Origin of the sequence: uncultured Formosa sp. (assembly GCF_947500765.1) — a bacterium.
Taxonomy (GTDB): Bacteria; Bacteroidota; Bacteroidia; order Flavobacteriales; family Flavobacteriaceae; genus Formosa.
This window is the reverse complement of sequence record NZ_CANMTH010000002.1, coordinates 394,751-411,793: the sequence shown is the minus strand read 5'-3', so window position 1 is coordinate 411,793 and position 17,043 is coordinate 394,751. Positions and strand designations below refer to the sequence as shown.

Here is a 17,043-nt window from a genome sequence, read left to right as displayed (position 1 = left end):
ATTATCTGTTTAAAAATGTTCTACCATAGAATGCAACTGACTTGGCCGTTCTCCATCCTAAAGTATTCTTAATAAATTCTATTGCTCTCCCTCCCAAAACTGGGTTGTATTTACTTCCGCCTAAAGCATTACATTTACTAATTGCTGTGTTATAAACTGTTTTATATTGTGGCCAAGCATCTATGGCCACATGTTTATATTGCGTTGCAATAGCTTGTTTTGAAGCATCAGATTCCGTTTTAGAAAACAAATATTTAGCTTTTAAATTTGTAGCTTTAAGAAGACTATCTAAATGAATTTCATTTTTTTGTGAGGCTATATTTTTACCTGTGTTATGTTTTCTGTAGTAATTTTTAACATCAGGAACATATATAATGCCTGAACTTTGTAAACCAACTCGTGCAAAAAACTCACCATCTTGATCTTTTGCTAAAGTTTCATCCCATAACCCTACTTTTTCAATCAATGTTCTAGGCGTTAACCACGCACTGGTTTGTATCATATGCATCGGTAAATGATTACCTCCCCATAAATTAATAAAAAACTCCTCTGGTTTTGGTGAGGAATACACATAGGCTTGATCCACACACTTCCCGTCTTCTAGTTTTCCTAAAAAATGGACCGTATTACACACCGCCAATTCTGTTTTTGAACCGTTAAGTGCCTCGACTTGCTTTTCAATTTTATCTGGACTTAAAATATCGTCGGCATCTAAAAACTGTATATAATCTCCAGAACTTAATTCAAAACCATAATTACGCGCAGCACATGCCCCTTTTCCTTTGTTGAGTTTAATGATAACGTTATCAGACTGAAACTCTAATGCTTTATTAAAAGAATCATCTGTAGAATGATCGTCTATAATAATAATTTCAATATTAGTGTAGGATTGATTTAAGACAGATTGCAAAGTCTCTTCGATAAAAGACACTGAATTATACAGCGGAATAACTACTGAAACTTTAAGTGCATTCATTACATTATCGTTTTTATTAATTTTGCAGGAATACCTCCTACAATTGTTTCAGCCTCGACATCTTTTGTAACCACAGAACCTGCTGCAATAACAGCACGTGCTCCAATAGTAACACCTGGTAATATCGTTACATTAGATCCTATCCAAGCTCCATCTTCAATTGTAATCGGTTTAGAAAGAATTCCGCCTTTCCAAGCTGCTACAGTTTTATCTTTATACTCATGATCGTGAGTGTACAATGTGCAATTAGGCCCTATAGCTACATCTGAACCTATAACAACATCATTTACCAAATCTATAATAGTAAAATCACCTATATGAGAATGATCTCCTATGCTAAGTTTTCCTGCAAAACCAGATTCGCGAGCAAAAATTGCACAATGCGTTTCAATTTTCACTGCATTCCCAAAATTCCAATCTGAATTTACATATAATCGAGCATGTGCACCTAATTTAAATTGGTTTCCAATCTTTAATGCATGATGTTTATTCACCAATATTGTAGATGCTTCTTCAAAAAGAGCATCTTTTCCCACGTCTAAAATAGCTTTATCTCCAACTCCAATATTTGTACGTTTTTCAAGCTTACTTTTATCTCCTAAACTAAATGTACCATTACCTTCTCTAATAACAGGAAATTGAATTGACACGCCTTTACCTATATTAGATTTAGCCAGCTTTAACAACCAAAACAATTGACGCACACATTGGTTAATGTGATATTTTATGAATATTAAAACAATCCCCATTAACCTAATTTATTTTTAATAACATCTATATAACTTAAAGAACAAGCTTTTTTCATTTCCATCGCTTTAGCAATGGAATGATGTTTAGCGGCAGATAAAATTGAAACAGCTTGTTGTTTTCTAACTTTCTTTATAGCACGAGATTTATCTTCATCCATTAAAGGACATTTATCACTGTTTAATAATTCTTCTGCTGCTAAAATATATTTAAACGGAACATATGGATCTGTACGATTGTCATTCATCTGCTGATCATCATGCTCTCTATACCATACAATTCCATGAGGCATTAATACCACCGGAAATTTTTGAGATAGCATATGCCACATTTCAAAATCACCTAAATGTTGTTTTCCACTAAACCCACCCAATTTATCAAAAGCAGACTTGTTAATAATAGCTGATAATGGTGCTTTATGAAATAATTGTTGCTCAAAATAGTGTCTTTTATAAGCTTCAGTAGTACTCAATTGAAAAGGAAACATTCTTGCTTTATCTTGAGGTAAAGAGCATAAGCCATAACCGGCGTCTGGAAATTGTTCCATATAATAAACCAAAAGTTCTAGACCATGAGGATAAATCATATCGTCTGCATCAACATACTTTATATACTTACCTTTAGCATAAGATGCTGCCTGATTTCGATTGGGATAGTCTCCTAGATTAACTTCATTTATATAAACCTTAATGCGATCATCTTTAACTTGAAATGATTTGGCAATTTCAACTGAAGTATCTTTAGAACGATCGTCTACAATTATTAATTCCCAATTTTGGTATGTAGAAGCCATCACAGACGCTATAGCCTCTGCAATGTATTTTTCTCTATTATAAACCGTCATTAAAACGGAAACTAATGGTGCCATGCTTAAAAAAAATTTAATTTGTAATTACTCTTTATCAACATTTGTATTAAAAAATGAATTTATTTAAGAAATCATCAATTTCTTTAATATTTTATAAAATTTAATACTTAGATCTATAACTCATTTTGAATCCTTTAAAATATCCAGGATATGCAAAATCTATTAATTTAGCTATAATCCTATAAGCGATATCACTTTTTACATTAAAACTCCAATAACTTAGTTTTATAAATATCGGCCAATATTTCTTAATGTTCTTGGGAAATTGCTTATTTACAAGTAAAAACAGATCTAAAACATCTTTTGATGCTTCTTTTCTAAGACACGAAATAGTATCTCTAACTAAATATTTATGTAGTGCATTCAATTCATTTTTGCTAGAAATAGAATTCAATAATTTAAGTATTAAATCAATTCTATTCTTATATTTTTCGTAAGAGTTATGTCCTCCACTAATTCTTCCTGAGTCATCCTCATCCCTTCTTACAAAATAATCAGGTTTACCCTCTATCTTAAAATAGTTTGGTTTCTCTAATAAAATATTTATATGAAATTCCCAGTCCTGAGAACTGTTAGCTTCTTCATCAAACTTATGTTGATTATCTAATAAAAAATTCCGTTTCCAAATTGGACCTGTGGTTTGCCAAACAACATCACCTCTTAAAAAACGACCAAGATCGTTTTCCTCTGTAAACCTATTCCAAAGTCTATCTGAGTCATTTATATTCTTTGCAAAAAAAGCTCCTGAAAACACTAAGAAATCTGTCTCTGGAAATTCTTTTAATTTAGCGACCCTATCATTTAAACATGACGGAGATAAAAGATCATCAGAGTCTAAAAACATAACGTATTCTCCAGATGCTTTCTCAAGGCCTATATTTCTGCAAACTGGTGCACCTTTTTCTTTTCTAAACGCCTCTCTGTTAAAGTTTAGTATTCTTAATTCACTGTTGTCTATTTCTGCTAGAACCTTTCTAGTCTCATCTGTAGAACCATCATCTATCAATAACAATTCCCAATCTGTATACGATTGATTTATTATCGAATTTACAGTATCTAAAATTACGTCTGCCCTATTATATACAGGTACTACAATACTAACTTTAGTCATTTAACTTAAAATTTGTTGGTACCATTTATACTCTTGTTCTAAACTAAAATTATTACGCACATACTTTTGAGCATTTTCACTATGTGTAAGCAATAATTTATTATCGCTATAATATTTCAAAAAATAATCTTTTTGTGCATCAACATCAAATGGATCAAATAAAAATCCCGTTTCATTATGTACTATAGTCTCTTTAGTTCCTCCAGACGCTCCTGTAATTACAGGTATACCAAAACTCATGGCTTCAATTATTGAAACACCAAAAGCTTCTTCTTGCAAAGTGAGTTGACCATTACAATTATGAGCGACGAAGACAGAAGCTTTATGAAATAATTCTTGCGCAGTATCATAATTAACACCTCCCAAGATTTCTATTCTATCTTTATACTTTGAATTCTGACGCAATAATTCAATAGTCTCTCTTAAGGGGCCATCCCCTGCAAAAATCATGTTTCCTTTCATACCTAGTTCACATGCTTTTTCAAAAGCTTGCAATACCAAATGCGGTCCTTTAAAATCTACTAAACGCCCTAAAAATAATAAGGTAAATTCAGATGGAATAGGTCTAAATTCATTTTTCTCTACACCAAAATATTTAGTTTTAATTTTTTCATGTTTCACTCCAATTGAAGTTAATTTATTTTGAGTGCTTTTAGAATTTGCTATAAATTGTACACCATGAGATAACTCTAATACTTTATCTGTATATTCTGAAAGAAAGACTTTTTCATTTGGGTTGTTATGCTTTCTTAAATCCCAAGTAACATCATAACCATGACAATAGACATAACATTGTTTGTTTGTGTTTTGTATGATATCTTTAAAATTTAGAGCAAAATCGATATAATGAAACATTACCAAATCAGCATTAGAATGCTCAATAATATGTTGTAATTTAGTTTTCTTATACTCTAAAATATCTTTACTAAATATTTTTGTTAAAACCTTATACTTTAATTCATGTTCAAAGGCCAAAGACTTAACTGGTACTCCAGAGACATGAGTTACAGAACTCTTCCCTAAAACTACAACAAGTTCTATTTGATCTTTTAACAATTCAATTTGTCGTTTTAACCAGTGCTCTGATTGAATACCTAATTGTCGGGCTACTATAATAAGTTTCAAAATTTTAACTAAGATTTGGATGTTTAATTTGTAAAATATACTTTAATGTGTTCTTAATAATATGACCTAAAGGTAAACTTTCAATTTTAGGATTAAAGATATAACGTCTTAACAATTGCTGTTCTTTCTGTGAGAAGTGTGCGTTTCTAATTTGAGGAATTTCCTTCACACTATAAGTATTATATTGAACATCACTAAGACCTCCCATCAAATAATTTGCAATTATTAAATCTATTTGTAGTACCATTGGCTGATATAATGTAAATGCTTTTAATAAAAAATTGTAATCGCCTTTTATCTTATAATCTGTATTAAAAAGATTATTTACGAACAATGTTTTTTTACAAAATAGAGCTTGATGGCATACCATTTTATTAAACAATGCAATCTTATCTAAATGCTTTTTTGGTCTAATTTTCGAATCTCCCGTTTTTTCATCTACATCATTTACATCACCATACACTATATCTGGAGCATTCTTAGTTATTAGTTTTGAAATGTTAGATAATACATCTTTATTATAAAATGTATCTCCTGAATTTAAAAAATAAAGATATTCCCCTGTAGCCTCGTTAATACCTTTATTCATGGCATCGTAGACCCCATTATCGGGTTCGCAAATCCAATAATTAATCTTATCCGAGTGTTCTTCGATTAAAGCTTTCCCTCCATCTGTAGAGCCTCCATCTACTACAATGTATTCAAACTCTTGGTATGTTTGATTAAATACACTTTTAAAGGTGCTTTCTAACCCGTTTATATCGTTATAATTAATTGTGATTATTGATAATTTCATTTAAATCTTTTCATTTAATCTCTAAAATGAGATATAACTTAATTAACTGCAAACACCTGATTAACAATCTATTTATTAAATATTCACATTACAACATTTATTTTTTATGTGATATTTCATCAAACTAGTTTATTAATTCATTCTTAAAATTGTTTTCATTTTTAAAAAATTTCTTATCAAAAATGAACTCTCATATTTAAATTTAATTTTTTTTGAAATAAAATTCTTTAATGATGTTGGGATAAACTGAATATTTCTTTCATTGACTTTATCCCAAGTAATTTCATTAACAAAATCAGAAGTCTTAGCTAAAACATAAAATTCTCCTTTCGTGTTATAAAATATATTTAATTCCTGAGGCAACAAATAACTACCAAAACTCTTTATAGGTTTATTACACTTTTTGGTAGATATTAAATATTCAGCTTGTACTTTGGATAAATCTTTTTGACCATTTAAATCTAACTCAACAGAAGTTATGTCCGAATCGAAGTTAACAAAATGTTTAACAGAATTAAAACATAGTTCAAAATTATAATCGTAAATTATTGATTTTTCATCCAATACACAAAAATCAAATTTATTTAAATTTGAATTTAAATGAGTCTGATAAAATGACACAGAATCTGAAAAATTTGTTCCTGCATCGGCAAAATTGGTGGTTAATGAATAATATGGATAAACTACGTAAAGATTATTTTGTACTAAGTACTTATAAAAATGTTTTTTCCATGATGCACTTGACCATTTATAAATTACCTTATTAGGTAACAAGTCATCTTCCATGATATCTAATTCTCCTTGGTCAAAAGACTTTCTAAATCGTTCCCATTGGCTTTTTGTCCATAGCTGACCCCATGAGCTAGGAATTTGCATGAAGTAATTATCTTTACCATTTATTATAGGAAAAAACTTCGAAAAACTATTTTCATCATATTGATAAGCGTATAGTGAAATCTGTCCGATTCCAGGATCATCTTTAAAAAATTCGTAAGACTGAGTTGCATAATTATAAAAATTCGGAGACACCCATAAATCATCTTCTAACATAATAATTGCATCATAATCTTTAACTAAATCTCCACAAAATAATATGTGTTTTTTTAATCCTAAATTAAATTCATGTTTAATTATTTTTTTTTCTCCAAATTCCCAATTAAATTCTTCTGCAATTATAGAACAAGAATTATCTTGTGAGTAATCTATACTAATAATCAGATCTACTTTCCGGTTTTTAGAAAAAAAAGCATTATCAATACTATGTAATAAACGTTGAAATGATATTTTTCTATTAAAGGTGGGAATAACTATTGCTATGTTTCCCGTTTTGTTTATTTTTTCTGTCATTTATAAACTAATAAGTAAATTGATTTATCAATAAATTATGTACTATTAATCTTTTTTCAACTTATAAAGCAGCAAATCCTAAAGGTTATTTTCTATAAAATCTTATGCTATCGATATATTAAAAATACAACTTTTTAATATCCATCCACATATGCTCTACCTGCTCTTTTAATTGATTAATTGTTTCTTCTGTTTGAATATGACTATTATTATTTGGAGTATCTAGAACACTTTCAATTTTTTGAACAGCATTTAAATAATCATCCAAAAGCAAGTAATTGTCTTCAACTTTATAATCTCTAAGCAGTTCTTGATACTTATGGCTCCACCCTGTACAGAAGGTAGGTACGCCTTGAGACAGACCGCTAACTACACCATGAAATCTTGAAGAGACCAGTAGTTTTAATCTACTAATAACAGCCTTAACTTCTGATGAATTCAAATCTGATAATACGACCACATCTTCAGGTAATTGATCTTGTAGTTTTTTTATTATTTCATAATCACCAGTACCTTCATGATTAATTAAAATTAATTTTTCTCCTCTCTGAATAACAGCCTTGCAAAGCTTAAGTATAAAATCAAAATATTGGTTAGATTGGCTTGTATCTGTATGCGTAATCATTTTTTGATTTGGAATAACACCTACATATTCTTTATTAGCCAATAAATTTACCATTGGCACTTTTGGCTTATAAATATTTGTAAAATCTGGAGACATTTTAATTTTCGAACTTTCGCCAAATACATCGACTAAGAATTGATAAGATGCCTGTTCTCTTGCATAAATTAAATCGGCGTTTTTAAAAACTATTTTAATTCGTTCTAGAGCTAATGGTTGCGTAAAAGGCCCAAATGCTTGAGGTAAAAAGACTATTTTAGCACCTTTTGATTTTAAATTACTATAATATTTATCTAAGATTATGTTATTTTCTTTCGAATAAGATTTCTCCCATTGATCAGAAAATTGAAATCCTCCAGCATCTATAACTAAATCAATATCTGAGGGTCTAATAACACCTAAAAAATGAGTAAGTTTATTTGGTATAAGATTATATTTTCCGCCTTTTATATCTTTTAAAATATAAAACCCTTTTTCTCTTACCTCAGGCAAAGGCATTAGTGCCACATACTCACGTAATACAAGCTTGCTACTAGGTGAGATTTCTTCAAGTTTATTCTTAGCAGCAAAAAGCATTAACTCTGCTCCTTTATTAACAAAACCTGCATTATCAATTAATATATTCATTTAGTTTATCTCTTTAAAAATTTCATTAACACCTTTTTTTGCTGAAAACGGAATAGGGCTATTATCACTAGCGTATCCCACAGACATAAGCATAACTCCTTTTTGGTAGCCTTCTAAGTTTAAAATATCCTGAACCTTATTATCTATATTTGTAACATCTGGATAATTGATTGGACATGAAGATATACCCAATGCTTCTAAAGCAAGCATAAGAGACATGGCAAATAAACTACCATCAATATAAATGAGATGCTTATCTCTTTCTTCAATATACGAACTTAAGTCTCCTACTATAAAAATAAAAGCCTTTATAGAATCTGAAAACATTTCAAAACCAAGTTTTAATGGTTTTAATTCTTCTAATTTTTTTCCTGTTATATATAATACTTCAAAAGGTTGTCTATTACATGCACTTGGTGATGCTAATGCAGAACCCACAGCTTTTTTAATCAACTGTACATCAACCTCATCATCGTTATACCATCTAACAGAATGTCTTCTTTTAAATAAAGTATCTAGCTCTGTAAAAGAAATATTAGAAACCGGTAATTTATTGTGTTGAAAAGGAGAGTAATTAACAATATTTTCACCATTTTTTAAAGGGTGTTTTTTTACTATTTCATCCCATTTATTTTTTAAATTATTAAAATAATCATCTAATGTTATTAACGAAAAATAGCTATTTAACACATCAAAACTCCATTTATGAAAAGGTGTATCTATATATTTAGAATCTAAGAGTTTCTCCACTCCATTAATAGTTTCTTCAATATATTCCTTAGCAAATACATTTCTTTTTTTTAAAAAACTAGCAGATATTCCCTTTTCTATTCTATGGACATTACGTCTAGTTTGAGCATAAATACCTGATGATTTACTGTTCGCCTTATGATTATACTTACCATTTAAGACTCTAAAATGTTCAATATCGAAACCACTATCTATTAAAGTATAGTACACTGTACTTTTAACAGGAGAATCTATAGCCCATTTCATAAGGTCTAATTTCTTTGGCTTAAACCGATTTCTTAATCTATAAACTATGGATTTAAAAATTCTTAGAATTAGGTAATCTATTTTATCTCTCATGAAATTTGCCAATTTTGTTCAATATAAAAAACATTTTCTCTTCCATCAGGTAATTTACCTGTACCATAAAAATCGCCATTTTCAACATTTAAAGTAAATGCATTCTTTACACGATCTGCAGGAAAACCATCTACATGAAAAGACAAGTTTATAGTATAAGCACCATCTTTTAGATTACACTTAGGAATACTACAAACAATTTTTCCTTCATTTTTAGACTTAAACGTGTCAATCCCACCATATACATTACCTAAATGCAATAATTTCTGATCACTTTGATTATAAACGCCGATAAAAAGTCTACAGTTTCGGTCTAATTCATTAGAAATGTATTCTACATTAATATCAAAGGCATCTCCAGCAAAAACATTACTATTTTTTACTCCTAATGACGTTGAATAAGCCTTTTTAATTCTTAAAGTTTGAAAATCTGTTAATTCTAAATCTTTAGCCACATATTCAGTATTCTCTGTGTTTGCAGCATTACCTTTAATATAACTTTCTACCACAGTATCTATATCTCCTGTTAATTTAACAGTTCCGTTTTCCATTAAAACACCTTTAGTACATAAATTCTTAACAGAAGCCATATTATGACTCACGAATAATACTGTTCGCCCTCCTTCTGATGAAACACTTTTCATCTTACCAATAGCCTTTTTTTGAAACTCAGCATCACCTACTGCCAACACTTCATCTACTATTAAAATCTCAGGTTCCAAATGAGCTGCAACTGCAAAAGCCAATCGGACATACATTCCTGATGAATATCGTTTTACTGGTGTATCTATGTAACGTTCACAACCAGCAAAATCTACAATTTCATCAAATTTAGATGATATTTCCTTCTTTGTCATCCCCATGATGGCTCCATTTAAAAACACATTCTCACGACCTGTCAATTCTGGATGAAAGCCAGTTCCCACTTCCAATAAAGATGCAATACGCCCTCGAGCTTTAATACTACCTGTAGTTGGTGCAGTTACCCTACTTAATAATTTAAGTAAAGTAGATTTACCTGCTCCATTTTTTCCAATAATACCCAGAACTTCTCCAGGTTGAACTTCAAAATTGATATCTTGAAGTGCCCATACATATTCAGAATTACCTTTAGTAGATCTATCATTAGACTCTCCTATTTTTAAATAGGGATCTTCTTTACCTCTAACCGTGTGCCACCAACGATTAACGTCATGTGCAAATGACCCGGTTCCAACTGTTCCTAGTCGATATTGTTTACTTAAATTCTCTATTTTTATTGCAGGTTTCATTCTTTTAAATTTTAATTACAATCTTATTCATTATACTGTATCCATAAAACTTTTTTCAACTTTGTTGAAAGTAATTACGCCTACAACAAGAAGTGTCAACATTACTATTGTGCTATACATTAATGCACCCCAACTAAAATTTCCTACACCTAAAAATGCATAACGAAACGTTTCTATAATACTACTCATTGGATTTGCCATAATAACCATTTTAATTTTTTCATTACTAATGGTATTTACAGGATAAATAATTGGTGTGGCGTACATACCCAATTGAATAATAAAACCTAAGAGAAAAATAAAATCACGATATTTTGTAGTTAACGATGTAATAATTAAACCCAATCCTAAAGCCAAGCCTGCAGTAATTAATATTAATAATGGAGTTAAAAGAATTAGAAAACTAGGCTCTAAATTAGTATCTGTAAATAAAAGATAATATAAATAAACTCCTATAAATAATAAAAATTGCACAAAAAATGTTAGTAACTTAGAAACAATAACACTTATTGGTGTTATTAATCTTGGAAAATACACCTTACCAAAAACTCCTTTATTTGTGACAAATGTATTAGAGGTATTAGAAAGTGACGTTGAGAAATAATTCCATAACACAATACCTGATAAATAGAATACAGCTTGTGGCATACCATCTGTACTCATTTTAGCAATTCCTCCAAACACTACCATAAACATAATAGTAGTCAAAACAGGTTGTATAAAAAACCACAATGGTCCGAATATGGTTTGTTTATATATCGCAACAAAATCACGACGCACAAATAAGGCTAATAAATCCCTATATTTCCAAACTTCTTTTAAATTAAGATCTAATAATTTTGATTTCGGATATATTTCTATCGTCCAATCATCTTGTTCTAATGAATCTTGCATATATGTTAGTTATAATAATTTTTGTACCATGTTACAAAGTTTGACACCCCTTGTTTAACATTGGTTTTTGGTTGATAATTATATTGTTTCTTTAGTTTAGAGACATCGGCATACGTTTGCTTCACATCTCCTGCCTGCATAGGTAACATCTGTTTTTCGGCTGCTTTACCAATTACATCTTCTATAGCTTCTATATAATCTAATAATTTTACAGGTTGGCTATTTCCTATGTTATACAATTTATATAACTGGTTAGAGTCTGAAGGCTCTAATAATGTTGATAACACGCCCGAAACAATATCATCTATATAGGTAAAATCTCTTGACAACTCTCCGTTATTAAACACCTTTATAGGCTTATTATTAATAATAGCATCAGTAAACAAGAACATGGCCATATCTGGTCTACCCCAAGGCCCATAAACTGTAAAGAAACGTAAACCTATAGTTTCAAATCCATATAAATGGCTGTAGGTATGTGCCATAAGTTCATTCGCTTTTTTAGTCGCGGCATATAAACTTATAGGATGATCTACGTTAGCAGTTTCTTGAAACGGAACCGCATCGCTATTACCATACACACTAGAACTACTAGCGTAAACCAATTTAGTTATACCGTTATGACGACAACATTCTAGAATATTTAAAAAACCAATCAAATTACTATCGGCATAAGCATTTGGATTTTCCAATGAATAACGCACACCTGCTTGAGCTGCTAAATTACACACTAAGTCTATAGCATGAGATTTGAACAAATTAGGAAGTGCGTCTCGATCTTCTAAATTCATTCTAACGAATTGCATACGATCTCCAAAGTTAACACTAGAGCTCATATTCAATTCTTTCTCTGCTTGCTCTCTTTGAATTCCTAGCTCTGCTAATCGTGCATACTTTAAATTCACATCGTAATAATCATTGATATTATCAATACCTATCACGGTATGTCCAAGCTCCAAAAGTTGTTTAGACACATAAAAGCCTATAAATCCAGCTGCTCCAGTAACAAGAATAGTTTTAGTTTCCATATTATTGTCCGATTACATAAACTTGGAAGCCTATTTTCTCTAAGGCTGCTTTATCTAATACATTACGGCCATCAAATACAAATGCAGGTTTTTGCATATTGTCATAAATTTTTTGCCAATCGTATGTTTTAAACTCATCCCATTCTGTTAACACAGCAATAGCGTGAGCATCTTCTAAAGCTTCATAAGGATCGTTTACAACTGTAAGTCCTTTTTCATTCGAAGCAGAATCTCTAGTTTGTAAGTAATCTAGATCTCCATACATTTGTTGAGCCGTTACTTTAGGATCGTAAGCTACAATATTTGCTTGTTCGTCCAATAAAATATCAGCAACATAAATGGCTGCAGATTCTCTTGTATCGTTAGTATCTTTTTTAAACGCCCATCCTAAAAATGCAATTTTCTTACCAGACACTGTATTATACAAGGTCTTCACCATGTTTTTAGCAAAACGATGTTTTTGATGATCATTCATAATAATGACTTGTTCCCAATAATCGGCAACAGCATCTAAACCATAAGATTTCGCGATATAGACTAAGTTTAAAATGTCTTTTTGAAAACATGATCCACCAAAACCAACTGAAGCTTTTAGGAATTTTGGTCCGATACGACTATCTTTTCCTATGGCATTACCTACTTCATTAACATCTGCTCCTGTTACTTCACATAATTCTGATAAAGAATTTATAGAGGATACACGTTGCGCTAAAAATGCATTAGCAGTTAATTTAGATAATTCTGAAGACCATAAGTTGGTTGTAATAATATTTTCTCTAGCAACCCAAGTTCCATATACATTAACTAAAGCATCAATTGCTTCTAAACCTTCTGGAGTTTGTTCTCCTCCAATAAGTACACGATCTGGAGCCATTAAATCTTCAACAGCTGTTCCTTCTGCTAAGAATTCAGGGTTAGACAAAATTTGAAACTTTGCACCATTACCAGTATTATCTAAAATACTTTTAATAGCTTGTGCTGTACGTACTGGTAAAGTTGATTTTTCAACAATAATTTTATCGTCTTTAGACACACGTGCAATTTGACGCGCACATAATTCGATATATTTTAAATCGGCTGCCATACCTTTCCCTACACCGTACGTTTTAGTTGGTGTATTTACAGAAATAAATACCATTTCAGCTTCATCAATAGCTTTATCTACTTCTGTAGAAAAAAACAAATTTCTTCCTCTAGCTTCTCCAACAACTTTATCTAAACCCGGTTCATAAATTGGTAAATTATCTAAATTACTATCATTCCATGCAGCAATACGCTTCTCATTTAAATCAACTACAGTAACTTTAATTCCTGGATTTTTTTGTGCGATTACCGCCATTGTAGGGCCTCCAACATAACCCGCGCCTATACAGCAAATGTTTTTAATTTTCATCTTGATTTATTTAGACAATTTAACTTGTTTTAATTCTGCTTGATTTTCCAAAAACCAAGCGTATGTTTGTTTTATTCCTTGTAATAATTCTATTTTATATTCCCAACCAGCAGCTTTCAATTTTGAAACGTCCATTAGTTTTCTTGGGGTACCATCTGGCTTTTCAGAATCCCAAATAATATCACCTGTATGTCCAACGACTTTTTGTATGGTTTCGGCTAATTCTTTAATGGTTACATCTTTTCCAGTACCCACGTTATACAAGTGTTCTGGCAAGACATTATTCACTGCAAAGACTACAGATTCTGCCATATCATCTACACATAAAAATTCACGCATTGGCATACCACTACCCCATAATGTAACAGGTGAATTACCATGTTCTTTAGCTTCATGAAATTTACGTAACATGGCAGGTAATACGTGTGATGTTTTTAAATCGAAATTATCGAAAGAACCATATAAGTTTGTTGGCATAAGACTAACAAAGTCTTTGTTGTATTGCTTTCTAATTGCCTCGCAAGCTTTAACACCTGTAATTTTAGCAATAGCATACCACTCATTAGTTGGCTCTAAGGAATCTGTTAATAAGCACGCTTCTTTTAAAGGTTGAGGTGCAAACTTTGGATAAATACAAGAGCTTCCTAAAAAAATGAATTTATTTACATTTTGTTTATGTGCTGTATCAATTAAATTGTTCTGAATTTGTAAATTCTCCATTAAAAACTGATACGGATAATCGCTATTAGCTAGGATACCTCCTACACGAGCTGCAGCATCAATGATAACTTCTGGTTGTTCTGAAGTTATAAATTGAGAAACAGCAACCTGATCTCTTAAATCTAATTCGGAACTTGTTCTTCCTATTAAATTTGTGTAACCATCTGCTTCTAGAGCTCTCCATACAGCAGAACCAACCATACCACGATGACCTGCTATATATATCTTTGATTTTTTGTTCATAATACTAAAATGATGCTGTGAGATTATTCAAAATAATTTAAAGTATCGTAACCTCCTTCTTTAAGAAATTGATCTTTTTGCATTAATTTTAAATCACCTTTCATCATATCCTTCACAAGATCTTTTAAATCAAATTCAGGAATCCAACCTAATTTATTGTTTGCTTTAGAAGCATCTCCAATAAGTAATTCAACTTCTGTTGGTCTAAAGTATTTAGGATCTACAGCCAATACTTCTTTTCCTATTTCTAGTTGAAATTCTGCATTGTCGCAAGCTGCAACGTATGCTTTTTCTTCAACACCTTCGCCTTTAAATTCTAATGTAATTCCTAATTCACCAAAAGCCATTTTCACAAATTCTCTAACGGGTGTTGTTTTTCCTGTTGCAATAACCCAGTCTTCAGCTTCTTCAGCCTGAAGAATCATCCACATCATTCTCACATAATCTTTAGCATGTCCCCAGTCACGTTGTGCATCAAGGTTTCCTAAGAAAAATTTATCTTGAAGTCCTAAAGCTATTCTTGAAACCGCTCTTGTAATTTTACGTGTTACAAAAGTTTCCCCACGAATTGGTGACTCATGGTTAAATAAAATACCATTACAAGCGTACATGTTATAAGCTTCACGATAATTTACAGTAATCCAATAGGCATACATTTTTGCTACTGCATAAGGGCTACGCGGATAAAAAGGAGTCGTTTCTGATTGTGGTACTTCTTGAACTTTTCCATACAATTCTGAAGTAGATGCTTGGTAAATTCTTGTTTTCTTTTCTAATCCTAATAAACGAACAGCATCTAAAATACGTAGTGTTCCTAATCCATCTGCATTTCCTGTATATTCAGGAATTTCGAAAGACACATGTACGTGACTCATCGCTGCTAGATTATAAATTTCATCAGGTTGAATTTCTTTAATCAAACGAATAAGATTTGTACTATCAGTCATATCTCCATAATGCAAGAAGAAATTACGCCCATCAATATGAGGATCTTGATATAAATGATCGATACGATCGGTATTAAAAAGTGAAGATCTACGTTTCAAACCATGGACTTCATATCCTTTTTTTAATAAAAACTCACTTAAATAAGCTCCGTCTTGTCCTGTTACACCTGTAATTAAAGCTACTTTCTTACTCATTGTACATTTTGTATAAATTCTTTAAACTTTCTATAAATTCTCCCAATACCAGTCTATAGCTTCTTTAATGCCTTGTTTAACGGTATGGGTTGGTTGATAATCTAATTTTTGTTGTGCTTTTTCAATACTCGCTAACGAATGAGGAATATCTCCTACTCGATTAGGACCATGAACTATATTTACATTAGCGATTTCTGAATCGTAATGAGATAAATATATTTTTAAATATGTTACTAATTCTAAAAGTGTAGTTCGGTCTCCTACTGCTGCGTTATACACTTGATTTAATGCTAATTGATTTGATGTAGTAATGGCTTTCAAATTCATTTGTAACACATTATCTATATATGTAAAATCTCTAGAATATGATCCGTCACCATTAATTTTAGGACTTTCATGATTCATTAATTGCTTCACAAATAGCGGTATTACTGCTGCATAAGCTCCATTTGGATCCTGACGGCGTCCAAACACATTAAAATAGCGTAAACCAATTGTATTTAAACCATAGGTTGTATTAAAAATATCAGCATACAATTCATTAACATACTTCGTTATTGCATAAGGTGATAAAGGTTTTCCGATAACATCTTCTACTTTAGGTAACCCTTCCGAGTCTCCGTACGTGGAACTACTCGCTGCATAAATAAACCGCTTCACTTTTGCATCGCGTGCAGCCACTAACATATTAAGAAACCCATTTACATTCACATCATTAGTTGTTATGGGATCTACAATAGATCTCGGCACCGAACCTAATGCGGCTTCATGCAACACAAAATCGACTCCTTTGCAAGCCTGATGACATGTATTTAAATTGCGAATATCACCTTCTATTAAAGTGAATGAGCTATTTTTTAAATAAGGCTCTATATTTTTTTTATAACCAGTTTCAAAATTATCTAAACAAACAACTTTTGCTTTGTTTTCTAATAAAACTGCAACGAGATTCGAACCAATAAAACCTGCTCCTCCTGTTACTAAAACAGTTTTTTCTTTTAAGCTTGGTATGTTCAATTCTTGTATCATTACTCTAATTTCAAT

General features: G+C 31.1%; 16 protein-coding genes. All 16 read right to left on the bottom strand.

Features of this window, described 5'->3' with window-relative positions:
• Nucleotide 1: 1 nt before the first annotated feature.
• A complete protein-coding gene (locus Q1B05_RS04860) occupies nucleotides 2-976 on the bottom strand; it encodes a glycosyltransferase family 2 protein (RefSeq protein ID WP_299778172.1) in 975 nt (324 codons plus the stop codon).
• A complete protein-coding gene (locus Q1B05_RS04855; RefSeq protein ID WP_299778170.1) occupies nucleotides 976-1,725 on the bottom strand; it encodes a DapH/DapD/GlmU-related protein in 750 nt (249 codons plus the stop codon). The genes Q1B05_RS04860 and Q1B05_RS04855 overlap by 1 nt, the downstream gene beginning before the upstream one ends.
• Nucleotides 1,725-2,591 (bottom strand): glycosyltransferase family A protein, encoded by an 867-nt coding sequence (locus Q1B05_RS04850; protein ID WP_299778168.1) that lies wholly within the window; start codon nucleotides 2,589-2,591, stop codon nucleotides 1,725-1,727. The genes Q1B05_RS04855 and Q1B05_RS04850 overlap by 1 nt, the downstream gene beginning before the upstream one ends.
• A 100-nt stretch (nucleotides 2,592-2,691) precedes the next feature.
• Nucleotides 2,692-3,702, bottom strand: a complete 1,011-nt coding sequence (locus Q1B05_RS04845) for a glycosyltransferase family A protein (protein WP_299778166.1) — start codon at nucleotides 3,700-3,702, stop codon at nucleotides 2,692-2,694.
• Nucleotides 3,703-4,827 (bottom strand): glycosyltransferase family 4 protein, encoded by a 1,125-nt coding sequence (locus Q1B05_RS04840; protein WP_299778165.1) that lies wholly within the window; start codon nucleotides 4,825-4,827, stop codon nucleotides 3,703-3,705. It abuts the gene before it with no gap.
• 4 nt (nucleotides 4,828-4,831) lie between these two features.
• A complete protein-coding gene (locus Q1B05_RS04835) occupies nucleotides 4,832-5,623 on the bottom strand; it encodes a glycosyltransferase family 2 protein (RefSeq protein ID WP_299778164.1) in 792 nt (263 codons plus the stop codon).
• Between the two features lie 132 nt (nucleotides 5,624-5,755).
• Nucleotides 5,756-6,970: a glycosyltransferase family A protein gene (locus Q1B05_RS04830; RefSeq protein WP_299778162.1), complete on the bottom strand. Its 1,215-nt coding sequence runs from the start codon at nucleotides 6,968-6,970 to the stop codon at nucleotides 5,756-5,758.
• A gap of 118 nt (nucleotides 6,971-7,088) precedes the next feature.
• Nucleotides 7,089-8,219, bottom strand: coding sequence for a polysaccharide pyruvyl transferase family protein (locus tag Q1B05_RS04825; RefSeq protein ID WP_299778160.1), 1,131 nt, complete (start codon nucleotides 8,217-8,219; stop codon nucleotides 7,089-7,091).
• Nucleotides 8,220-9,215: a nitroreductase family protein gene (locus Q1B05_RS04820; RefSeq protein WP_299778158.1), complete on the bottom strand. Its 996-nt coding sequence runs from the start codon at nucleotides 9,213-9,215 to the stop codon at nucleotides 8,220-8,222.
• Between the two features lie 89 nt (nucleotides 9,216-9,304).
• Nucleotides 9,305-10,579, bottom strand: coding sequence for an ABC transporter ATP-binding protein (locus tag Q1B05_RS04815; protein ID WP_299778156.1), 1,275 nt, complete (start codon nucleotides 10,577-10,579; stop codon nucleotides 9,305-9,307).
• Nucleotides 10,580-10,609: 30 nt separating this feature from the next.
• The gene (locus Q1B05_RS04810) at nucleotides 10,610-11,473 is read right to left on the bottom strand and encodes an ABC transporter permease (RefSeq protein ID WP_299778154.1); all 864 of its coding nucleotides are present in this window, start codon (nucleotides 11,471-11,473) and stop codon (nucleotides 10,610-10,612) included.
• A gap of 5 nt (nucleotides 11,474-11,478) precedes the next feature.
• Nucleotides 11,479-12,501 carry an NAD-dependent epimerase gene (locus tag Q1B05_RS04805; protein ID WP_299778152.1) on the bottom strand — a complete coding sequence of 341 codons (1,023 nt, stop codon included), beginning with the start codon at nucleotides 12,499-12,501 and terminating at the stop codon, nucleotides 11,479-11,481.
• A 1-nt stretch (nucleotide 12,502) separates the two neighbouring features.
• The gene (locus Q1B05_RS04800; protein WP_299778150.1) at nucleotides 12,503-13,894 is read right to left on the bottom strand and encodes a UDP-glucose 6-dehydrogenase; all 1,392 of its coding nucleotides are present in this window, start codon (nucleotides 13,892-13,894) and stop codon (nucleotides 12,503-12,505) included.
• A 6-nt stretch (nucleotides 13,895-13,900) separates the two neighbouring features.
• The gene (locus tag Q1B05_RS04795) at nucleotides 13,901-14,857 is read right to left on the bottom strand and encodes a GDP-L-fucose synthase (protein ID WP_299778148.1); all 957 of its coding nucleotides are present in this window, start codon (nucleotides 14,855-14,857) and stop codon (nucleotides 13,901-13,903) included.
• A gap of 23 nt (nucleotides 14,858-14,880) precedes the next feature.
• Nucleotides 14,881-15,999: a GDP-mannose 4,6-dehydratase gene (gmd, locus tag Q1B05_RS04790; protein ID WP_299778146.1), complete on the bottom strand. Its 1,119-nt coding sequence runs from the start codon at nucleotides 15,997-15,999 to the stop codon at nucleotides 14,881-14,883.
• Nucleotides 16,000-16,029: 30 nt separating this feature from the next.
• The gene (locus tag Q1B05_RS04785) at nucleotides 16,030-17,028 is read right to left on the bottom strand and encodes an SDR family oxidoreductase (protein WP_299778144.1); all 999 of its coding nucleotides are present in this window, start codon (nucleotides 17,026-17,028) and stop codon (nucleotides 16,030-16,032) included.
• Nucleotides 17,029-17,043: the final 15 nt, after the last annotated feature.